Origin of the sequence: Flavobacterium sp. (assembly GCF_044360715.1) — a bacterium.
Classification (GTDB): domain Bacteria; phylum Bacteroidota; class Bacteroidia; order Flavobacteriales; family Flavobacteriaceae; genus Flavobacterium.
Map to the genome: position 1 here is coordinate 1 of NZ_JBIKJY010000019.1, position 20,521 is coordinate 20,521.

22 protein-coding genes are annotated in these 20,521 nt (G+C 32.6%); 6 read left to right on the top strand and 16 right to left on the bottom strand.

The window, feature by feature from the left end; genetic code table 11:
* Window positions 1-641: 641 nt before the first annotated feature.
* From ACIQ16_RS07335 to ACIQ16_RS07365, 7 genes are all read right to left on the bottom strand, one after another.
* Complete coding sequence (locus ACIQ16_RS07335) at window positions 642-1,025, bottom strand: HU family DNA-binding protein (RefSeq protein ID WP_396150118.1); 384 nt, start codon at window positions 1,023-1,025, stop codon at window positions 642-644.
* A gap of 360 nt (window positions 1,026-1,385) precedes the next feature.
* On the bottom strand, window positions 1,386-2,471 hold the full coding sequence (locus ACIQ16_RS07340; protein ID WP_396150120.1) for a serine hydrolase domain-containing protein: 1,086 nt from the start codon (window positions 2,469-2,471) through the stop codon (window positions 1,386-1,388).
* Window positions 2,472-2,683: 212 nt separating this feature from the next.
* Window positions 2,684-3,457: a nucleoside triphosphate pyrophosphohydrolase gene (mazG, locus tag ACIQ16_RS07345; protein WP_396150122.1), complete on the bottom strand. Its 774-nt coding sequence runs from the start codon at window positions 3,455-3,457 to the stop codon at window positions 2,684-2,686.
* 286 nt (window positions 3,458-3,743) lie between these two features.
* Window positions 3,744-4,166 carry a DUF5606 domain-containing protein gene (locus tag ACIQ16_RS07350; RefSeq protein WP_396150124.1) on the bottom strand — a complete coding sequence of 141 codons (423 nt, stop codon included), beginning with the start codon at window positions 4,164-4,166 and terminating at the stop codon, window positions 3,744-3,746.
* 93 nt (window positions 4,167-4,259) lie between these two features.
* Window positions 4,260-4,847, bottom strand: a complete 588-nt coding sequence (def, locus tag ACIQ16_RS07355; protein ID WP_396150126.1) for a peptide deformylase — start codon at window positions 4,845-4,847, stop codon at window positions 4,260-4,262.
* Between the two features lie 52 nt (window positions 4,848-4,899).
* Window positions 4,900-6,090 carry a serine hydrolase domain-containing protein gene (locus ACIQ16_RS07360; protein ID WP_396150128.1) on the bottom strand — a complete coding sequence of 397 codons (1,191 nt, stop codon included), beginning with the start codon at window positions 6,088-6,090 and terminating at the stop codon, window positions 4,900-4,902.
* Entirely contained in the window at window positions 6,090-6,518 is a 429-nt protein-coding gene (locus tag ACIQ16_RS07365; RefSeq protein ID WP_396150130.1) for a PH domain-containing protein, read from the bottom strand. The genes ACIQ16_RS07360 and ACIQ16_RS07365 overlap by 1 nt, the downstream gene beginning before the upstream one ends.
* 130 nt (window positions 6,519-6,648) lie before the next feature.
* On the opposite strand from ACIQ16_RS07365, the gene ACIQ16_RS07370 reads away from it, so the two are divergent.
* The 6 genes from ACIQ16_RS07370 (at window position 6,649) to ACIQ16_RS07395 (ending at window position 12,319) form a co-directional block, all read left to right on the top strand.
* Complete coding sequence (locus tag ACIQ16_RS07370) at window positions 6,649-7,488, top strand: 1,4-dihydroxy-2-naphthoyl-CoA synthase (RefSeq protein WP_396150132.1); 840 nt, start codon at window positions 6,649-6,651, stop codon at window positions 7,486-7,488.
* Between the two features lie 309 nt (window positions 7,489-7,797).
* Window positions 7,798-8,709 (top strand): 1,4-dihydroxy-2-naphthoate octaprenyltransferase, encoded by a 912-nt coding sequence (gene menA / locus ACIQ16_RS07375; RefSeq protein WP_396150134.1) that lies wholly within the window; start codon window positions 7,798-7,800, stop codon window positions 8,707-8,709.
* A 26-nt stretch (window positions 8,710-8,735) separates the two neighbouring features.
* Window positions 8,736-9,413 (top strand): metal-dependent hydrolase, encoded by a 678-nt coding sequence (locus tag ACIQ16_RS07380; RefSeq protein ID WP_396150136.1) that lies wholly within the window; start codon window positions 8,736-8,738, stop codon window positions 9,411-9,413.
* Window positions 9,414-9,454: 41 nt separating this feature from the next.
* Window positions 9,455-10,645 (top strand): tetratricopeptide repeat protein, encoded by a 1,191-nt coding sequence (locus ACIQ16_RS07385; protein WP_396150138.1) that lies wholly within the window; start codon window positions 9,455-9,457, stop codon window positions 10,643-10,645.
* Window positions 10,646-10,723: 78 nt separating this feature from the next.
* Window positions 10,724-11,758 carry an o-succinylbenzoate synthase gene (locus ACIQ16_RS07390; protein ID WP_396150140.1) on the top strand — a complete coding sequence of 345 codons (1,035 nt, stop codon included), beginning with the start codon at window positions 10,724-10,726 and terminating at the stop codon, window positions 11,756-11,758.
* A gap of 69 nt (window positions 11,759-11,827) precedes the next feature.
* The gene (locus ACIQ16_RS07395; protein ID WP_396150143.1) at window positions 11,828-12,319 is read left to right on the top strand and encodes a CIA30 family protein; all 492 of its coding nucleotides are present in this window, start codon (window positions 11,828-11,830) and stop codon (window positions 12,317-12,319) included.
* Between the two features lie 43 nt (window positions 12,320-12,362).
* Here the strand turns inward: ACIQ16_RS07395 and ACIQ16_RS07400 are convergent, their stop codons facing one another.
* The 9 genes from ACIQ16_RS07400 to ACIQ16_RS07440 form a co-directional block, all read right to left on the bottom strand.
* Entirely contained in the window at window positions 12,363-12,755 is a 393-nt protein-coding gene (locus tag ACIQ16_RS07400) for an SRPBCC family protein (protein ID WP_396150145.1), read from the bottom strand.
* A 116-nt stretch (window positions 12,756-12,871) separates the two neighbouring features.
* Complete coding sequence (gene ruvX / locus ACIQ16_RS07405; RefSeq protein ID WP_396150147.1) at window positions 12,872-13,285, bottom strand: Holliday junction resolvase RuvX; 414 nt, start codon at window positions 13,283-13,285, stop codon at window positions 12,872-12,874.
* 116 nt (window positions 13,286-13,401) lie between these two features.
* Window positions 13,402-14,610, bottom strand: coding sequence for a peptidylprolyl isomerase (locus tag ACIQ16_RS07410; protein ID WP_396150149.1), 1,209 nt, complete (start codon window positions 14,608-14,610; stop codon window positions 13,402-13,404).
* Between the two features lie 6 nt (window positions 14,611-14,616).
* Entirely contained in the window at window positions 14,617-15,693 is a 1,077-nt protein-coding gene (locus tag ACIQ16_RS07415) for a peptidylprolyl isomerase (RefSeq protein WP_396150151.1), read from the bottom strand.
* 6 nt (window positions 15,694-15,699) lie between these two features.
* Complete coding sequence (gene gldI / locus ACIQ16_RS07420) at window positions 15,700-16,248, bottom strand: gliding motility-associated peptidyl-prolyl isomerase GldI (RefSeq protein ID WP_396150153.1); 549 nt, start codon at window positions 16,246-16,248, stop codon at window positions 15,700-15,702.
* 10 nt (window positions 16,249-16,258) lie between these two features.
* Window positions 16,259-17,272 carry a bifunctional oligoribonuclease/PAP phosphatase NrnA gene (locus ACIQ16_RS07425; RefSeq protein WP_396150211.1) on the bottom strand — a complete coding sequence of 338 codons (1,014 nt, stop codon included), beginning with the start codon at window positions 17,270-17,272 and terminating at the stop codon, window positions 16,259-16,261.
* 8 nt (window positions 17,273-17,280) lie between these two features.
* Complete coding sequence (crcB, locus tag ACIQ16_RS07430) at window positions 17,281-17,652, bottom strand: fluoride efflux transporter CrcB (protein WP_396150155.1); 372 nt, start codon at window positions 17,650-17,652, stop codon at window positions 17,281-17,283.
* On the bottom strand, window positions 17,649-19,637 hold the full coding sequence (locus tag ACIQ16_RS07435) for a choice-of-anchor L domain-containing protein (RefSeq protein WP_396150157.1): 1,989 nt from the start codon (window positions 19,635-19,637) through the stop codon (window positions 17,649-17,651). Before ACIQ16_RS07435 ends, crcB begins: the two co-directional genes overlap by 4 nt.
* 16 nt (window positions 19,638-19,653) lie before the next feature.
* The gene (locus tag ACIQ16_RS07440; protein WP_396150159.1) at window positions 19,654-20,508 is read right to left on the bottom strand and encodes an ABC transporter permease; all 855 of its coding nucleotides are present in this window, start codon (window positions 20,506-20,508) and stop codon (window positions 19,654-19,656) included.
* Window positions 20,509-20,521: the final 13 nt, after the last annotated feature.

Genomic DNA, 20,521 nt, shown 5'->3' on the forward strand with positions numbered 1-20,521 from the left:
ATTAGCCTTTTCTACGCGAAAGGATTCGCGCTGTTGCGGGGGCAAAAAAGGGTGTTTGTGTCGTGTTTGTTTTTTATTTCATAGTGTAGGTTATTGTTTTGCTCAAAGTCGGGAGACTTTGCGCAGCGGTTTATTACTAATTTCAAATCTAAGATTTATAATTTGTACTTTAAGTCAAATCAATGTAGAATGATTTCTACAAAATTTTAGTTTGTAGTTTTGGTTTTACATTTTACTAAAAAAATTTTTGATGTTTTTTATTGGTAATAAATAATTTTAGTAGTAATTTTACCACATAATTTCGATACGAATAGCGGTAACTATTCGAGGCTTTCGAAAGAAATTTAGCTCAAAATCGGGTAACTAGCTCCATTTTTTTGAGCTTTTTTTATGCTTTTTTGTCAAAAACCAGTCGCTTTTTGGTGGGTTTTTTCGTTGAATTTCTAGTCAATTTAGCGGTTTTTCCTCTTTTTATTTTGTTTGGGGCTTTTTTTCAACTTAACAAGTCGAGTTTTTCAACTCGTCAGGTCGAGTTACAACACTCGACCGGTGCAATTTGAGCTAAATATTTTGCAAAAAAAAGCCCCGAACGCGGTAACGATCGAGGCTTTCGAGAGAGACTTAGTCTCAAATACGAGTAACTAGCTCGCTTTTTGGTAACTTAGTGTACCTAGCATTTGTTTCAGCTTTTTAGCTGGACGAAACAAAATGCGACTTTTCTTAATGTCCGTTGCCGTAACATCTTCTTCAAAATCTTGTCCGCTAGCGCTAACGCTTACTTGAAACGTACCTACGTGCCCTAATTTTACAATTCGGCCTTGGCTAAGCTCCATTAGCATGTTGCGTTCTAATGAACGTAAAACAGCGTAACAATCGGTGTCCGTTAAGGTACACTGATACGCAATCATTTCGGCTAACGACTCTAAAGTAGTTTCACCATTTGCAATCGACGTTGCATAATACTTTTCAGGCGCTGTTATGTCCTGAGGATTCTTCTTTGGAAGAATCTTAAACTTAATACTCATAATTTTACTGTATTAAATTAAAAACTAATTTTTGCCTCTTGGAAATGCTCTGAAACACTATCCTGACCTGCATTACAAAGGTCAAAATAATATTTGAAAACAAAAAGTCTACTTATTCACAATTTGACTTAGTTTTTAACAGAACGAGCAATTTGGAAAAAAGCTATTTTTAACTCGTTAAGCCAATAGGGTAAAGGGATGAGAGGTTTTTTTGGGGTTGGGAATTGGGTATTGGGTATTGGGTGAAGGGTTTTGGGTTAAGGGTACAAGGCATAAGTTTATACTCTGCAACTCTGATACTTTGCAACTCTGATACTCTGAAACTTTGCCACTCAGAAACTCAGCCACTAAAAAAAAACTCTAATTCACCACCGCATTAATCTTCTGCCAAAGCACTTCATCAAAAGTAGAAAGGGCCAAGTTGCTACTGTCAGCAGCTTCACCCATTCGTATGATAACTAATTTACGACTTGGCACCACGTAAATTTTTTGGTCGTTTTTACCTAATGCGCAATACATATCTGCCGGAGCGGTAGTAATGATACTACCATTAAATTGCAACTGGCTTTGCGGAAGATGAAAGCTGCTTTTTCCGTTTAACCACCACAAATAGCCGTATGCCATATTGATGTTTTGCGAGGTGTTTGTAGCTGAGGTATGATATGGTTGGTTAATTATGGTTTGCCCGTTCCAATTGCCATTGGCTAAAGCCAGTAACCCAAAACGCGCCATACTTCGGCTGTTGCTCCAATAGACACTTAATGCCGTTGGATCGGTTACCCAAGCGCCTGTCATTCCAATTGGGTTGCGTAATTTGTTGTTAAAATAATTGTCCCACGTTTGGTTAGTGGCAGTGGCTACTACATCTTGTAATTTTACATATACATTATGGTAGGCCCATCGGGTACCTGCATCGGCTACGTATTGTAAATTATTGGGTGTAACCGTATCGCCCAAAGCATCGTTTAACCCAGAATTCATACTTAATAAATTCTTGCAAGTAATTAGGTTTTCCTTAGCTAAAGGCGCACTTGTCCAACCCGTTCCTAAATAATCGGATACTTTGTTGTTAATGTTTAAAAATCCTTCTTGTGCCGCTATTCCTGTAACGGTAGCGGTTAATGTTTTTCCTGCACTTGCCCAATACCAAGGGGTAGTAGCAGTATGCCCGTTATAATACTTTTCTAAAACTATTTTTCCGTTGTGTAAAACAATACAACTTTTTGAGTTTTTTTCAATTAAGTACGCGTCAAGTGCCGCAATATTTGCCGTATTCCAGCCCAAACTTTCAGGTGTTTTGGTTTCCCAAGTACCTGTATTTGGTGGAAAATACATCGCTTCCACAGGTGGTATAGGAGATGAATTTGAAGCAGGATTTTCGTCGCTACATGAAATGAATAGAATACTTAATAATAGACTACTTAGACGGATTAGATTGTTAGACATTTTAGACATATTAGATTTCTTAGATTTTTAGACTTCTTAGACTTCTTAGATTGTTAGACTTTTAGATTTTTTAGACTAATTAGATTTCTTAGATTGTTAGACTTTTAGATTTTTTAGACTAATTAGATTTCTTAGATTGTTAGACTTTTAGATTTTTTAGATTTTTTAGATTTTTCCCTTAACCCTTAACCCTTAACCTTTAACCCTTCACCCTAAACCTTCTTCGCTTCCTCCCAAAACACATCCATTTCGGCTAAGGTCATATCCGATAACGATTTGCCTAATTCGGTGGCTTTGCTTTCTAGATATTTAAAGCGGTTGATGAATTTTTTGTTGGTGCGTTCTAAGGCGTCTTCTGGGTTGATGTTTAAAAATCGTGCGTAGTTAATCATAGAGAATAACACATCGCCAAATTCGGCTTCTATTTTATCTTGATTGTTAGCCGCAATTTCCACTTGTAATTCGGCAATTTCTTCTTCTACTTTTTCCCAAACTTGATGGGTTTCTTCCCAATCGAATCCTACGGCTTTTACTTTGTCTTGTATTCTACTGGCTTTTACTAAAGCGGGTAAGCTTTTCGGAACGCCTTCTAAAACAGAGGTTCTGCCTTCTTTTAATTTCAGCTTTTCCCAATTTTGTTTTACTTGTTCTTCGTTTTCTACCACCACATCGCCATAAATATGGGGATGACGGTCTATTAGTTTATCGCAAATGCTATTGGCTACATCGGCAATGTCAAAATCATTTGTTTCCGAACCTATTTTGGCATAAAACACAATATGTAGCAACAAATCGCCCAGTTCTTTTTTAATTTCTGGTAAATCGTGGTCTAAAATAGCATCACCCAATTCATACGTTTCCTCAATGGTAAGATGACGTAAACTTTCTAACGTTTGCTTTTTATCCCACGGACATTTCTCACGTAAATCGTCCATGATGTCCAGTAATCTTTCAAAGGCTTGTAGTTGTTGGGCTCTTGTGTTCATTCTTTTATTTCAAAATTCAAAATTCGTTGTTGGTTGTTCAAAATTTAATGGCTTTCAGCTTTTAGCGATTAGCTTTTTAGATTTGTTTGATTTTTAGATTTTTAGAGTATCAAAGTATCAAAGTATCAAAGTATCAAAGTATCAAAGTTGCAAAGTATTTACTTTTTACTTTTTACTTTTTACTTTCGACTTATGCCTTCACCCTTCACCCAAAACCCAAAGTTAAAAAAAATATCCCAAACTAAATTAAGAATGGGATATACTATATTTTTTTGATAGAAAAAGCTTATTCAGCGGTTTCTTCTTTTACTTCTGTATTTAAAGCATCTAAAGTCACATAGCCTTTAGGTTGTAAAATATTATACCAGTTAAATATTTTTTTAATATCCGAAGTGTATACTCGGTCTTCGTCATATTCTGGTAAAATTTCACGGAAATAGCTTTTTAATTTATCGTCTGCTTCTTTGTGCGAAATAGTAGCTTCTCCGTTTTCTTTGGTAGCTATTGATTTAAAAATATCTATTAATTTTACTTCTTCATTGTAAGTAAACACGGCAATTTCAGCTAATAAACTAACATTACTTCTTAAACTGACAGTAATTTTTTTACCATCTAATAAAGATTCTGCCACAAATCCAGAACGGGTTTGTACTTTTAATTCGAAAAGTCCTGGCTTCCCAGAAATGGCTAATATTTTTTGAAAACTCATGGGTTATAATTTAAATGTGAGCAAATATATATTTTAAAAAATGAATTTCCAATTTGAAAATCCAAAATAAAACATAAAATTTTTAGGTCCGATTTATTTGATTTTTAGGTTGGCAAATTTCATTCTATAATCGGGTCTTGCTTTGCCTTCCATAATATTTTGAAGTTTCTTACCTACTAATTTTTTCTTTAACATAGAAAGGTGGTCAGTAAATAAAATACCTTCAATATGGTCGTATTCATGCTGAATAACGCGTGCGATTAAACCGCTATACGTTTCGGTTTTTTTTACAAAATTTTCGTCAAAATATTCAATAGTAATGGTTTCATGACGCAAAACGTCTTCACGCACATCGGGAATACTTAAACAGCCTTCATTAAACGCCCAAATTTCACCTTCTTCTTTTAAAATTTTAGCATTAATAAACGTTTGTTTGAACCCTTTTAATTGTTCGGATTCCTCTTTAGTAACTTCGTCGCTATCTGCAAAAGGGGTGGTGTCAATTACAAATAATCGGATGGCTAAACCTACTTGAGGTGCTGCCAAACCTACGCCATAAGCATTGTACATGGTTTCATACATGTTGCTTAGTGTTTCAGTTAAGTTTGGGTATTCTGGTGTAATGTCTTCGCAAACTTTTCTTAAAACAGCTTCGCCATATCCGTATATAGGTAAAATCATGGTTTCTTTTTTTTTGCAAAATTAGCAAATTTTCTTTTAAAAAAAGTAACTATTATTCATTAGCACCACCAACATCACTATTATCTAATTTTACAGGATATTTAGGATTGAACAAAGCAATAAACTTTTTGGTTTTATAGGTGTTGTAAGTCATTTTATTTGATAACGCAATTATCGTAACCGTATCTGTTTTTTGCGTAATATACGATGAGGTATTTCCGTGCCACCAACCGTTATGATAGGTTAGAGTAGGCGCTTCTTTCCATTCACGTAAACGAATACCCAATCCGTAATTTTTTTCACCTTTCGATTCGTAGCTGTATCCTTTAAATATTTCTTTCTTTAGTTTTTCGCTAAAAAAGTTTTCTGAATACGTGGCTAAATCAAACTTTAATAAATCGCGTGCTGTAGAATAAATGTTTTTATCCCCATATACCAAATCCAAATGGTCAAAAGCCAGTCGCAATCGATTCGATTTATAGGTTTGACTTACTGTGTCGTGGTGTTTTTCGTAGTCAAAAACAAACGTGTTTTTCATACCAAGTGGTTTAAAAAGAAGTTCATTCATGGCTTCATGATAACGCATTCCAGATACTTTTTCAATGATTAACGCTAATAAAGAATAGTTGGTGTTGCAATAGGCAAATCGCGTTCCTGGTTTGCTTTCTAAATGAATTTTGCCTGAATTTATAAGTTTTAAAATGTCTTGATTGGTAATTCTTTTAGAGCGGTCCCATTTTACATCTCGTTCAATAAAATAACCATAATGACGCAAGCCGCTTCGGTGATTTAGTAACATTCTTACCGTTATTTCTTTGTGATAAAAACCTTCTAAGTAGTTGGAAACTTTATCGTCTAAACCAATTTTTTCTTCGTCAACCATTCTTAAAATAACCGCTGCCGTTAAAACTTTACTTACAGAAGCGATATGAATGGGCTTATTTTTTCCGTTTTTATCGTCTTTTTCTTTGTAAGCAAACCCTTGATAATCTTCAAACAAGATTTTTCCGTTTTTTGCGACTAAAAACTGACCATAAAAATCACCTTTGTTAATTAATTTATTGTATTGGTAACTGATTTCGTTTTTTTGTTTCTCGCAATACGCAGAATCTAATTCGTTAAATGCTACAAAAAAGTCGCTTTGGTCTTGTTGTGTGCCATTTTTTTTTGAAAATTCCGATGCGTTGTCTTTGCAAGAAAGTGTAAATAAAGCAAGTGATAAGAGTGTAAGGCGTATTCTCATTATTTTCTGATTTCTATAGTTGGATTTTGTTCGATTAACTGCTCAATAAATTGGTCTCTATTATTTGGCGATATAAATATGTCGTCGTATTTGTGATAAACAATCTCAATGCCTCTATGATGAAAACCAGGTTTGTAAAAATTTGTTTTCATAATAGAATTGGAATATTTTATGGTTCTAATTTCTGAAATTTTAATTTTTGTTTTGTAAAAAAACATAGAAACAACCAATAGGTTTTCTTGAATTTCGTAATACGTAGTCAAAAATGTAACTGTAATTATTACACTTAAAAGTAAAATTAGAATACCAATTGGTGCCAAAACCATTTCAATAGAATCTCCAGATAAAAAAGCAATAAGCGATACGAGTACTGCAGGAAATAGGGGTATAAAGAAATTAATTTTACTAAAGTCCGATTTGTATTTCATATATTATTTAGCTGTTTTTTTTGGGCGAAATAGTAGCTTGAATTTTTTATTGGCTTTGATTATATAAAAATGTCATCTGCTTTTGCAAATTAAAGTATTTTTGAAGTATTTTTGATAAAAAATATTGAAAATGTCAACTATCAACTGGAAAATCGTAAAAGAGTACGAAGATATCACGTATAAAAAATGTGATGGTGTGGCGCGTATTGCCTTCAACAGACCTGATGTGCGAAATGCATTCCGTCCAAAAACAACTGCCGAATTATTAGATGCTTTTAAAGATGCCCACGAAGATACTTCTATTGGAGTGGTTTTATTATCTGCAGAAGGACCTTCTTCAAAAGACGGAATTTGGAGTTTTTGTAGCGGTGGCGATCAAAAAGCAAGAGGCAAACAAGGGTATGTAGGCGAAGACGGCTACCACCGATTGAATATATTAGAAGTACAACGTTTAATTCGTTTTATGCCAAAAGCAGTAATTGCTGTGGTTCCGGGCTGGGCTGTTGGTGGCGGACATAGTTTGCACGTCGTATGCGATTTAACTTTAGCAAGTAAAGAACACGCCATTTTTAAACAAACCGATGCTGATGTAACCAGTTTTGATGGCGGTTATGGTTCGGCCTATTTAGCCAAAATGGTAGGACAGAAAAAAGCAAGAGAAATTTTCTTTTTAGGAAGAAACTACTCGGCACAAGAAGCTTACGATATGGGTATGGTAAATGCTGTAATTCCGCACACTGAATTAGAATCTACTGCTTACGAATGGGCACAAGAAATATTAGGAAAATCGCCAATGTCTATTAGAATGTTAAAATTTGCTATGAATTTAACAGATGACGGAATGGTGGGACAACAAGTTTTTGCTGGTGAAGCCACACGTTTGGCTTATATGAGCGAAGAAGCTGTAGAAGGTAGAAATGCGTTCTTAGAAAAACGCAAACCTAATTTTGAGAAAAAGTATATTCCTTAGATGGGTGAAGGGTGAAGGGTGTTAAGTAAAGGGTAAAAGTAAAAAGTAAAAAGTGTTCACAAATAAAAAACTTCTTTTAGTTTTAAGTAGTTCAATGCTCTTGTATTGGTTGCTTAGCAAAACAATTGATGTATATCAGATTACTATTATAGGCGTGCTTTATGAAATTATTTGGCTTCCAATGTTAGTATTGTTTATTGTTTTGCCAATACTAAACACCTATTCACTAATTAAAAACAAAAATTGTTTGATGTCTTATTTTAGTTTGGCATTCAATGTAATTACACTATTAATCGTTTTCTTAGTTTAATGAAAAACAGAATACAACCTTGGATTCAAGCGGCACGCTTACGAACGTTACCCCTTTCAATTTCTGGAATTTTGGTAGGAAGTGCGTATGCGTATTACCAACATACATTTGAATGGATCATTTTTGTGTTGGCATTATGCACCACATTGTCTTTTCAAGTACTATCCAATTTTGCTAATGATTATGGCGATGGCATAAAAGGTACCGATGCCAATAGAATTGGCGAAAAGCGATTAGTAGCTTCGGGTGAAATTACTTCTGCCCAAATGAAAAAGGCAATTATCATCAACTCGGTTATAGCCTTTGTTTTAGCTGTAGCTTTAATTTATTTTGCATTTGGACAAGAAAATTTTGTGTATTCGTTTACTTTTTTGGTTTTAGGAATGGCTTCAATTGCCGCAGCCATAAAATACACCGTTGGAAATAACGCTTATGGATATAGCGGTTTTGGAGATGTTTTCGTTTTTATCTTTTTCGGATTGGTTGCTGTTATTGGAAGCAATTTCTTATACTCGCAAAGTATCGATATTAAATTATTTCTTCCCGCTACGGCTATTGGAATGTTAAGCACCGCTGTTTTAAACTTAAATAATATGCGCGATATTGAGAATGACCGAATCGCAAATAAAAATACGTTAGTGGTGAAGTTTGGATTGAAATTTGGTTTATGGTATCAAAGAGTGTTAGTTTTTATGCCGATTGTACTTTATATACTTTTTTCATTAAATTTTAAAAACGGGACTCCAGGATTTTCTTTTTTATTTTTATACTTAGCAATATCACACAATAAAACGATAACAAAAATTGTAGAAAAAAATTCTCCAAATGAATTTGATCCGCTTTTGAAAACGGTCGCATTGACTACTTTTTTGTTTGCCATTTTATTATCATTAAAAATAATTACATCGTAAATCTTTATGATTAAATAATAGTAACTATGAAAATAACATTTTACGGACACGCGTGCTTGGGCATTCAAATCAATGATATTCATATTTTGGTAGATCCTTTTATTACAGGAAATGCTAAGGCATCACACATTTCTATTGATGAGATTGAAGCCGATTATATATTGTTAACGCACGCACATCAAGACCATATTTTAGATGTAGAAATAATTGCCAAACGAACCGATGCGGTAATTGTTTCTAATTATGAAATTGCTTCACATTATGGAAATAAAGGATTTCATTATCATCCGATGAATCACGGCGGAAGTTGGGATTTCGAATTTGGGAATGTCAAATATGTAAATGCGATTCATACCTCCTCATTTCCTGATGGAAGTTATGGTGGGCAACCTGGTGGATTTGTAATTGAAGGCGAGCATAAAAACATATACATTGCAGGCGATACGGCTTTAACAATGGATATGAAATTGATTCCGATGCGAACCAAATTAGATTTGGCTATTTTGCCTATCGGAAGTAATTTCACAATGGATGTAGAAGATGCTATTATTGCTTCAGACTTTGTAGAATGCGATAAAATATTAGGCTATCATTACGATACGTTCGGTTATATCGAAATTAATCACGAAGAAGCCAAACGAAAATTCTTTCAAAAAGGAAAAGATTTAATGCTGTTAGAAATTGGACAAAGCATCGATTTATAAACTTTGGTATCAAAATTGCTTAACAACAGAAAAACTATTTTATGAAAAAAATATTCTTATTCCTTCTTATTGCTCATATTTCTTTCGCTCAGAAAGATGGTTTTTGGGATAAAGAACGCGCGTTTACAAAAGAAATTAAACTTTCATCGGGCAACCGAACCTTAGTGAAAATTGACGACTTGCCTGAAGGTGCCTCTGAATTTGTATTCCGAATTTCACTAATTGATGAAAACGGAAAAATCACAAATAGCTTGGCATCTGTTTTAAAAGCCATACCCGATCCAACAGGTATTAGTCAGGGCGCAGCAGGAGCTCTTTTTTTAACCAATTCTCTTTCTGGTGACGATACTTGTGTTTATGGAATTTACACGTCTGAGAAGGCCGGAAATCAGTTTTTAAAAGACGGAAAGTTAGAAACGGCTTGTTATTTCAGTAAAGAACCCATAAATAAAGACAGTAAAGTAATTTCTATTAAAAACACAAAATGTTTTGAAAACACACCAAATATTTGGTTTGCTTTTGAAAATAAAAACTGGGTATTAAGCACCAAAATAGTATTGGAAGTAGTGTCTTGGATAGATTATTCAGCCAGTAGAGGGTGGAATTTAGAATCAAAAAAAGAAATCGTTACACTTGGAAAAAAATTAGATTGGTATAAAAAATCATCAAATGAAGCCGTTTTTTTAGCTCAATTTGTAGCAAGTTTTATAGATAAATATAAATATTCAGAGTACCAACAATTATTGGCTATTGAAAAAACAAAAGCGGTTAACGATGTACAAGAAATTGCTTTAAAAAAATCAAATCAATATGAAAGTTATTTGAATACCATTCGTGCGGAAGCCGTTAAGTTGTTTAAAGACAGCAAAGTTGACGAAGCCATTTCTATAATTCAGAATGAAATTATATTTAAGAAAGCAGCCAATCATATCGATTATGGTTTATTGGGAAATTTCTACTTGTTTTCAAAACAATTTGCTAAAGCAGAGGATAATATAAACAAAGCTATAGTGTTAGACAAGAACGATTTAATACATCAATTACAATTGGCACACGTGTATTTATTTACAGAACGTATTTCGGAAGCTAAAGACCTCCATAATCAATACAAAACGCAAAACATTGCCTCAAATACAAGTTGGGTAAATCAAACGAAATCTGATTTTTCTGAGTTCGAAAAGAAAGGTTTTCCAGTAAATAATTTTAAAAAAATACTAAGAATCCTTGAATAAAAGTCAATAACAAAATCCCAAATCCCAAATCGTTTTCGTTAAATTTGGAATTTGGAATTTTTTAATTTGGAATTTTAAATGCACGCTACCTATAAAAAATACATCCTAAACTTTAAACGGCCAAGCGGCACCTCTCGTGGTGTGATGACGGAAAAAGAAACCTGGTTTTTACTATTGGAAGAAAATGGTAAAATTGGAATAGGTGAGTGCGGATTGTTGCGAGGCTTATCTATTGATGACCGCCCAGATTATGAAGAAAAATTAAAATGGGTGTGTGAAAACATTCATTTGGGAAAGGATAAATTATGGGATGCTTTACTTGAATTTCCTTCCATTCAATTTGGTGTAGAAATGGCATTTTTGTCTTTGCAAGCCGTTTCACCATTTGAATTATTTCCTTCTGATTTTACCCAATCAAAAGATTCAATTTTAATTAATGGACTGGTTTGGATGGGTGAGGAAGCGTTTATGAAACAACAAATTGAAGAAAAATTAGCGGAAGGTTTTACCTGTATAAAATTGAAAATTGGCGCTATAGATTTTGAAAAAGAATTGGGTTTATTGCGATTTATTCGTCAACATTTTGATGCTAAAACCATTGAAATTCGTGTAGACGCAAATGGTGCTTTTACTTCAAATGAAGCTTTAAATAAATTAAATCAATTATCTGAATTTGAATTACATAGTATAGAACAACCTATTCAAAAAAACAACACTGACAAGATGTCAGAGCTATGCAAAACCACACCTTTTCCAATAGCGTTAGATGAAGAATTGATTGGTGTTTTTAAATATGAAGATAAAGCAATGCTTTTAGACGCCATACAGCCACAATATATTATTTTGAAGCCCATTTTTATTGGCGGCATAAAAGGCAGCTTAGAATGGATAGAATTGGCCGAAAAACGAAATATTGGTTGGTGGATTACTTCTGCTTTGGAAAGTAATGTGGGATTAAATGCGATTGCACAATTTACGTACACGTTAAACAATAAAATGCCACAAGGATTAGGAACGGGTGGTTTGTATACCAATAATTTCGATTGCCCTTTAGAAATTAAAAATGGGCAGTTAGTTTATGTAAAAGAACGAAATTGGGAATTTAAATTGTAATTTTACAAATAGTTCCTATAAATTATACGTGTTATGAAGTTACTTTTATTACTTTTCTTTTGTTTTACTATGAATACAATATCAATTTATGATTTTTCTAAAAACTCAAACGTTTCCGACTGGATTATAGTTGATGATGTGGTTATGGGAGGACGTTCTAATGGTCAGTTTTCTATCGATGAAGATGGGAACGGTGTATTCTCTGGTACAGTTTCTACTGAAAATTATGGGGGATTTTCGTCTGTAAGGTATCAATTTGACAAAATAAATACTACAGCAGACAGTAAAATTACTTTAAAAATAAAAGGTGACGGTAAAGATTACCAAATTAGAATTAAAGACAAAATATCAAAATATTATTCTTATATCACCACATTTAAAACTAATGGAGACTGGCAAGAAATTAGTATCAATATGAAAGATTTATACCCTTCTTTTCGTGGTCAAAATTTAGATTTACCCAATTATAACAGTAGTTCATTTGCTGAATTGGTTTTTTTAATTGGAAATAAAAAAAATGAATCCTTTCAGTTAGTAATTGATAAAATTGAGCTGAATTAAAAAATTAGTCGCTTTTCGTAAATCAAAATTCGTAAATCCTAAATTACAATTTATCCATATTACTTGCCAATGTTTCTATAAACTTTGTAATTGGTCCTTTTACCATCATCGCCATCATTGCGTTAAATTCACCTTCAAAAAATAATTGAATATCGGTTTCATTTTCAGAAATCGCATCTATTTTTGCAGTTAAAGTAAACGGTAATTTACTTGATGCAGCACCTAAAATAATTTCTGAATTTGGTGTGCTTGCTTTTTTTACCAATTTAATTTCTGGCATACCTTTTAAGCCAAATTCAAAGCAATTTTCATCAATAACTTCAAATTTTGCCATATTTTCAGGCATTAATTTCTCAAAATTTTTAATATCAGATAAGGCATTAAAAATGTATTCAGCTGATTTTTTTACGTTTGTTTTTGGACTTTCTAAATTCATTATTTTGTTTTTTTTGTTTCAGGTTTCAAGTTTCAAGTTTCAGGTTTCAAGTTTCAGGTTTCAAGTTTCAGGTTTCGTAAATCTAAACTCGTAAATCTTAAATTCAAATTTACGCTTTATTTTTTGTAATTCAAATAATCTTGCAATAGTATTGTTGCGGCAATTTCGTCAATTAATCCTTTGTTTTGGCGTTGTTTTTTCTTTAAACCGCTATCAATCATAGTTTGAAATGCCATTTTTGAGGTAAAACGTTCATCTACACGTTCCATTTTCATATTTGGAAATTCGGTATGAAATTGCTCGATAAATTTTTCTATAATTTCTGTGCTTTCACTTGGTAAACCATTCATTTGTTTCGGTTCGCCAATGATTACAGTTTCCACATTTTCTTTCGAAAAATAGGTTTTTAAAAAAGCAATTATATCTGTAGATGGAATAGTGGTAAGTCCGCTTGCAATAATTTGAAAGTCGTCTGTAACCGCAATTCCAGTTCGTTTTTGTCCGTAATCTATGGATAAAATTCGTGCCATTAAATTAATTTAAATACAAAAGTAAGTAAAACCCTATGTAAATATATGAATTAGTACAAATAAAAAATCTCACCTTGACCAATCAAGATGAGATTTTAAAATAAATATTTCTGAATTTATTGTTTTGCAGTTGGTAAACTTTCTAAAATTTCCACTTCAAAAATGATATTACTGTTTGGTGGGATTACGTTTCCGGCACCTCTTTCGCCATATCCTAAATTTGCTGGAATAAAGAAAATGGCTTTATCATTGAAATTCATATTGTTAATTCCTTCTAAAAATCCAGGGATTAAACCTCCTTTGCTTCCGTATTTAAATGGAAAAGGTTGGTATCCGTTTTGGTTGGCTCTGTTTTGATCAAATTTACCATACATTTTGTTAATGGCTTCGTAGCTACTGTCAAAAAGAGTACCGTCTTCTAAATATCCTGCATAATGCACATAAATGTCTTTACCTTCTGCAGGTTTTACGCCTGTTCCTTTTTGTAAGATGCTATATTGTAAACCTGAAGCAGTAGTTGTCGTTTTTGCTTTTAAAGCAGCTAATTCAGCAACTTTAGCAGCTAAAAGCGGCCCTAATTTTTCTTTCATTTCTTTATCAGCAATGGCTTTTGCTTCCGCTTCTTTTTGTCTTTTTTCCGCTTCTAATTTTGCTGCAGCTTCTGCTTTAATTCTGTTTTCTTCTGCTTCTTTTTTATCTAATTCAGGTTTTATTTTCATATATTCTGAAAATACTTTTTCTGCATTGAAATTTTTAGCTAATTTTCCTTTTCTAACAATTACTACTTTTTCAATTACATCATCTTGAGCAATAGCATCTACTACTTTTTGCCCTTCAATAACGTGACCGAAAACACTATGTTTGTTGTCTAACCAAGGCGTGTCTTTGTGTGTGATAAAAAATTGAGACCCATTTGTTGCAGGACCTGAATTTGCCATAGATAAAATTCCAGGTTTGTTATGTTTTAAGCTTGGATCAAATTCATCTTTAAACTTATATCCAGGATCTCCCGCTCCAGTTCCTAATGGACAACCACCTTGAATCATAAAATTAGCAATAACTCTATGAAATTTTAAACCATCATAATAAGGTTTTCCTTTTCTGTCGTTGGTTACAAATTCATTTTTACCTTCTGCTAACGTAATAAAATTCGCTACAGTAATAGGTGTTTTTTGAAACTCTAATTGTAAGGCAATTTTACCTTTGTTGGTATAAATTTCTGCAAATATACCTTCCAAAACTACTGGTTTTGGTTTTGCATTTTTAGTTTGTGCTAAAGAAACAGTGGCAGTTAATGCACACAATAATACTACTAACTTTTTCATTTTTAATTAATTTGGTTTTTCTAATAATTCTACTTCAAATAATAATGTGGCATTAGGCGGAATGGTGCCATACCCTTGTTCGCCATACCCTAAATGCCCAGGTATTAATAAGGCCATTTTATCGCCAAATTTCATATTTTCTAATCCTTCAATAAATCCAGGAATTAAGCCGGTTTTACTTCCGTAAGTAAAAGGAAAAGGTGCATATCCGTTTGCTTCTTTTCTGGCTTCATCTAATACACCATTCTCTTCGGCTACATTTGCATAACTTGTGTCAAACAGCGTGCCATCTACAAAAAATCCGGCATAATGAACAAATACTTCTTGGCTATAAACTGGTTTTTTTCCTTTTCCTGAAGAAATTAATTTATAAATTAATCCTGTTTTGGTTTTCGTACCTGTCGCTTTAATATCCTCAATTTGAGCTACTTTTTTGATTTTAACTTGCTCAAGTACTTTTTGTAATTCGACTTGTTTGTCAAAATATTCTTTAAAGACTTTAACCGCGTCGAATTTTTTAGCAGCATCACCATTTCTGATGATTTTTACAGTATTTATTTTATCGCCAACCACAATTGTACTTACAATATCTAATCCTTCTACTACTTCGCCAAAAACACTGTGTTTTCTATCTAAATAAGGTGTTTGATCTGTTGTTATGAAAAACTGAGAACCATTTGTGTTAGGTCCTGAATTTGCCATAGATAATATTCCCGCTTTTCCGTGATTTAATTCTGGGTGAAATTCATCTTTAAATTTGTACCCAGGTCCGCCTTGACCAGAACCTAAAGGATCACCACCTTGAATCATTGGTGGATTTGCTTCGACTCTGTGAAAAGTTAATCCATCGTAGAAGTGAATGCCTTTGTATTTGGAGTTCACATAATTATTTTTTCCTTCAGCTAATGTAACAAAGTTAGCTACGGTAAAAGGTGTTTTTTCGAACTCTAATTTTATAGTAATATTTCCTTTAGATGTTTCAATTAAAGCATATAAACCATCTGATAAATTACCATTTTCAACTTTGCCTGTGCAAGAAATAAATAGCGTGCTAAATAAAAGGAATGTAAGTATCTTTTTCATTTTTAATTATTCTGGGGTTTCTGTTTTAATTTCATTTAACGTTACGTGACAAATAATAGGCTGATTCGTTCCGATTTTTTTATCATCACCGTGATATCCGTATGCAGATTGTGATGGAAAAATGAATTTCACCTTATCGCCTTTATGCATTAATTTGATACCGTTTCTTAAGCCACTCATAATGTTTTGTTTGTCTACATAATAGGTTTGTGGTTTTAATTCTTCAGCAGAATAAATAGTATTTCCGTATAAATCGGTAATTTCATATTCAAAATTCACTACATCACCTTTTACAGGAAATACGTTTTCAGTACTTTTATTTTCATAAGCATACCAAAAGCCTTTTTCTGAACGATTGTATATAAATGCAGTATCTTTTTGAATGATTTTAGTAATCGCAATTTTTTCTTGTTCATTTAACTTTTTATTTCTGTCAATGGATTCTTTCATAAAAGTTCCAGAATTTTGAGAAATGGGTTTACGCGCTTGCTTTTCAGAACACGAAGCAATGAAAATGGTTGTTGCAACAAGTAAAATATATTTGAATGAGTTCATTTTTGTTAATTTATTTTTTTTCGACTGCTAAAATAGCAATAAATTTAGTTATTGTGTCTTCTAAACTATCAAAAGATTTTCCGCCAGCGGCATTTTTGTGTCCGCCACCATTAAAATGATTTCTGGCAAATTGGTTGACATCAAAATCACCTTGTGAACGAAACGAAATTTTAATAATTTTTTCTTCAGCAACTTCTGTAAAAAAGGCTGTAAAATCTATATTTTTAATAGTTAAGCCATAATTTACAATACCTTCTGTATCGCCTTTTTTAACTTGTAGTTCGTTTTGTTCTTGTTGCGAAAGTGCAATATAACTGGTTTTGTATTCGGGTAACACTTTCATATTTGAAAGCGCTTTTCCTAAAATTTGTAGTTTATTATAATCGCCATTATCGTATAAATTTACGTGAATTTGCGAATTATTCACGCCGATATCAATTAAATTGGCTACAATACGATGCAAGTTTCCGGTAGTTCTTGGAAATCGAAACCCACCAGAATCTGTTGCGATTCCTGTATATAAGCACGTAGCTGCATCTAAATTTATGAAGTCGCCAAGTCCTAATTTTTGGATGAATTCATACACCATTTGGCAAGTGGAACTATACTCAATATCTGAAAACATATATTTTGCATAGGTATCAGGTTTCTCGTGGTGGTCAATCATAAAAAATGTAGCAGAAACCGTTTTTAAAACCGTTTCCATTTGCTCACCTGTACGATGAAATGCATTAAAATCTAACGTAAAAATTAGTTCTGCTTCTTTTAAAACAGAAGTTGCTTTATCTGTATGTGCACCTTCAAAAATTAGTGTTGCGTCATTTGTACCTGGAATCCATTGTAAATAATCTGGAATTTCATTGGGTACAACAACCGTAATTTGGTGATTTAATTGTTTTAAAATATGATATAACCCAAGCGTAGAACCCATTGCGTCACCATCTACATTTCTATGCGGAATGATAGCAATTTTTTTTGGAGTTGCTAAGAGTTGTTTTATTTCAGAAATTTGACTTTCGTTTATATGTTGCATTAGTTGAATAGTTTAAAACCAATTAGTACACCTAAAAAACCAATAAAAATCGATGATATTGTGTATAAAAGCGCTAAGTTATAATTTTGATTTTGAATAAATTGAATGTTTTCTAAACTAAATGTTGAAAAAGTAGTAAAACCACCACAAAACCCAGTTATTAGTAAAAGTTTCAACGTTTCATTTTGTACATTATTTTTCTGAATATATCCAAAAAGTAATCCAATTAACAAACAGCCTAAACCATTTGCAATGAAAGTAGCCCAGGGAAACTGAGTTGTACTGTTTCTGGTTAAAAAATAACTAAGTAAATATCTGACTACGCTGCCAATTCCGCCTCCAAGTAGAACTAAAAATATGTTTTTTATCATCGTTTTAAACTAAAATGTCCTTTTATAATTTTACCGTTTGAAACTTCTATAACAAACCAATAATCTGTTGAAGGAAGCTTTTGATTATCGAAAGTGCCGTCCCAACTGGTGTTGGTTTTGTTAATTTCTTTTATGAGTTTTCCAAATCTATCAAAAATAAAAATTTTACTGTTTTCTAACCCTTTTTTATCTAAATTTTTAATTTGCCAGATATCGTTAAAAGTATCTCCATTAGGGGTGAAAAATTTTGGATAGGAAATTGCGAAAAAAGTATCAGAAATTGTTCCGCATTGTTCTTCTTTTACATAAATACGGTATTCTCCAGGTTCAGGCAAGTTAAAAAAGGGTGTGTTTTGAAAATTTACATTGTCAATTGAATAAGTATAATTTCCATTTCCCGTAATAGTAATTAAAGCCGTTAAATTTTCTTCAAAATCATTTACTTCAATACTTGTAATAGTAGCAAGTTCAGAATTAATTACAGTATATGTTTTTGTATTTGTGCATCCATTCGCACTTGTTAACGTCACAATATAATTTCCTTCATTTGAAATAGAAATTGTTTGCGAATTCTGAACAGGTAAAGTGTTCCAACTATAAGTAGAAAAGCCAGTTGGAGCACTGATTGTAGTTGTTGAATTATTGCAAATATTTATTAATTCGGTTGCTAAAATACCACCAGATGATAATACGTTTAGCGTTATTGGAATGTTAGAATAGCAATTTTCAAGCGAAACTATTCTTGCATAAATAATTTGTTGATTTGGTGTAGTATTCGTGAAGTTTGCTGGTAAAGCAGTTGTTCCTGAGGGAGAATCAAATAATGCTACACTATAATTATTAGGTAAGTTGTTAAAAATTTGTGTTTTAATGGCGTTCAAATCAAAGTCGGCAAATCCATCAGAATTCGTATCACAAGCTGTAAAACTGGTAGTTGATGTTGTTATGTTAGGCGCATATTCTATTTCAATTGAGCCTGTAATAACGCAAGTAGTATTGACATTTATTTCTACCGTATAGGTTCCTGCTGATGTTACATCATAAGTGGCACTATTTGTCCCAACTTGATTTCCATTTTTGAACCATTTATAATTTGTAGCTCCAACTTGTGTAGCATTTAAAATTAACGTTTCGTTAGGGCATAAGGAATTTCCTGATAAAAGTAATCGATTAGGCCCTAAGTCTTTTTCTGATATAAAACTTCCAGCTTTTAAGAAAATCCCAGAATCAAATCGGGCATTTCCTTCATCGGCAATTACTAATTTTATATGATATAAAGTTCCAGGTATTACTGCTGCTTGTGCCGTTAAAATTTTAGTTTGCCCATCATAAGTAGTTGGGTAATTGCCTGAATTAAATGCATCAAAATATGCTTCATTCGCAGCAGGACAAATAGTTCCGCTTCCTCGAACCGTATTCACTCGCACAGGAATAGTTGTGTTTGGAATTAACGCTAAGTTTTGATACGTAGAGGCAGTAGCTTCTTTGAGTAAAAAAGCAAAACCATCAGTATAATTGCACTGGTTTGAAGCTGGATTCAAAAGATATTGTTCGGATGCAAAAATATAATCAAAACTAACTGTATTTGCATTCGGTATAAAATCGAATTCTAATACAGTAGCATTAAACGTGTTAGATAGACTTAATGCAGTATTTAAATCGGTGTCTCCATTCCAACTCATTCCAATGCCTGAATCAGAAAAATTTGTATTAGGTCCAATTACGGAACTTAATTTTCCAGTACTTAAAACAATACCTTCTTGAAAAGGAAATACAGAACCATTAGCATTGAAATACCCAAAACTCATTTCACCCGCACTAAAATTTCCACCAGTTGCAGAAAAGTTACTTACAGATACGCAACCACTATTGACTAAAATGTTTTCAATTAGCTGTTGTGCTGTAAAGGTTTGATTTACAGTTATGTTTTGCGAAACGCCAACGTTAAATAAAACGCCAAAAAATATAAATATTATTTTTCTCATAGCATCAGCAAAGATACTATAAATCTCGTTTTTTAAGGATGTAAAAAGATAATAATAAGAATAAACAAGTCCAAAATAGTACTATTACAATACTTATAGGCTCTACGGCATAATTTTTCTCTATAGTGGCACCCACTGAAGTTGTCACAGATTTAATAAAGTTTAGTCTTGTAAATGGCTCTACAATTAAGTTAGACATAGATTCTAAAGGTAAAATATCTTTAACCCAATCAATCACAATAGTATCTTTATCTAAATGTGTATACCCTAAAATTTCATATTTTAAAATGGCGTGTCCAATATTTTCGCCTAAAAACCAAACAAAAATAAATCCTAATGTAAAAGCAGATCGTTTAATTAATAAGGCAAGAAACAAACAGAAAGAGAAAAACGCAACGTGTTTTAAAAAGTAAGCAAACAAATATTCTAAATCCGAAAAAATAATGCCTATTTCTGTAAAGGAAGAATATTTTAAACCTAAAATTAAACTAATTACAAAAACTAAAATTGTTGAAACGAATGAGAATAATAATATAGTATACACTTTTGATAGTAAGAACTCTTTTTTGGACATTCCATCAATTAAGTTTTGTTTTAATGTGCCGTAACTGTATTCATTAGCAATCATTGAAACAATAATTACAGCCAAAAATATTTTTAACCAAGAAGCAATAAACGTGGTAAAATGCCAAATATATGGAAAGTTAAAAAATCCACTTTTTGCAGCTTCAAATTTAAACACACCAAAATCAAATTCAATTAAAGCTACCGTAGCTAATAACGAAAGCGATAAAAAATAGACTATGGTTAATATTCTGCTAGCTTTGTTTTGCCAAATTTTTTGTAATTCTATAGAGAGTAGTCTTTTCATTTTTTTTAGTTTA

Excerpts from the sequence above, each read along its gene's own strand:
- ACIQ16_RS07440 (WP_396150159.1), bottom strand. The coding sequence starts at position 20,508 with ATGAAAAGACTACTCTCTATAGAATTACAAAAAATTTGGCAAAACAAA.
- ACIQ16_RS07395 (WP_396150143.1), top strand. The coding sequence starts at position 11,828 with ATGAATACAATATCAATTTATGATTTTTCTAAAAACTCAAACGTTTCC.
- ACIQ16_RS07390 (WP_396150140.1), top strand. The coding sequence starts at position 10,724 with ATGCACGCTACCTATAAAAAATACATCCTAAACTTTAAACGGCCAAGC.
- ruvX (WP_396150147.1), bottom strand. The coding sequence starts at position 13,285 with ATGGCACGAATTTTATCCATAGATTACGGACAAAAACGAACTGGAATT.
- menA (WP_396150134.1), top strand. The coding sequence starts at position 7,798 with ATGAAAAACAGAATACAACCTTGGATTCAAGCGGCACGCTTACGAACG.
- crcB (WP_396150155.1), bottom strand. The coding sequence starts at position 17,652 with ATGATAAAAAACATATTTTTAGTTCTACTTGGAGGCGGAATTGGCAGC.
- ACIQ16_RS07385 (WP_396150138.1), top strand. The coding sequence starts at position 9,455 with ATGAAAAAAATATTCTTATTCCTTCTTATTGCTCATATTTCTTTCGCT.
- ACIQ16_RS07340 (WP_396150120.1), bottom strand. The coding sequence starts at position 2,471 with ATGTCTAACAATCTAATCCGTCTAAGTAGTCTATTATTAAGTATTCTA.
- def (WP_396150126.1), bottom strand. The coding sequence starts at position 4,847 with ATGATTTTACCTATATACGGATATGGCGAAGCTGTTTTAAGAAAAGTT.
- ACIQ16_RS07380 (WP_396150136.1), top strand. The coding sequence starts at position 8,736 with ATGAAAATAACATTTTACGGACACGCGTGCTTGGGCATTCAAATCAAT.
- ACIQ16_RS07435 (WP_396150157.1), bottom strand. The coding sequence starts at position 19,637 with ATGAGAAAAATAATATTTATATTTTTTGGCGTTTTATTTAACGTTGGC.
- ACIQ16_RS07370 (WP_396150132.1), top strand. The coding sequence starts at position 6,649 with ATGTCAACTATCAACTGGAAAATCGTAAAAGAGTACGAAGATATCACG.
- ACIQ16_RS07415 (WP_396150151.1), bottom strand. The coding sequence starts at position 15,693 with ATGAAAAAGATACTTACATTCCTTTTATTTAGCACGCTATTTATTTCT.
- ACIQ16_RS07350 (WP_396150124.1), bottom strand. The coding sequence starts at position 4,166 with ATGAGTTTTCAAAAAATATTAGCCATTTCTGGGAAGCCAGGACTTTTC.
- ACIQ16_RS07410 (WP_396150149.1), bottom strand. The coding sequence starts at position 14,610 with ATGAAAAAGTTAGTAGTATTATTGTGTGCATTAACTGCCACTGTTTCT.
- ACIQ16_RS07365 (WP_396150130.1), bottom strand. The coding sequence starts at position 6,518 with ATGAAATACAAATCGGACTTTAGTAAAATTAATTTCTTTATACCCCTA.
- ACIQ16_RS07400 (WP_396150145.1), bottom strand. The coding sequence starts at position 12,755 with ATGAATTTAGAAAGTCCAAAAACAAACGTAAAAAAATCAGCTGAATAC.
- ACIQ16_RS07360 (WP_396150128.1), bottom strand. The coding sequence starts at position 6,090 with ATGAGAATACGCCTTACACTCTTATCACTTGCTTTATTTACACTTTCT.
- gldI (WP_396150153.1), bottom strand. The coding sequence starts at position 16,248 with ATGAACTCATTCAAATATATTTTACTTGTTGCAACAACCATTTTCATT.
- ACIQ16_RS07335 (WP_396150118.1), bottom strand. The coding sequence starts at position 1,025 with ATGAGTATTAAGTTTAAGATTCTTCCAAAGAAGAATCCTCAGGACATA.
- mazG (WP_396150122.1), bottom strand. The coding sequence starts at position 3,457 with ATGAACACAAGAGCCCAACAACTACAAGCCTTTGAAAGATTACTGGAC.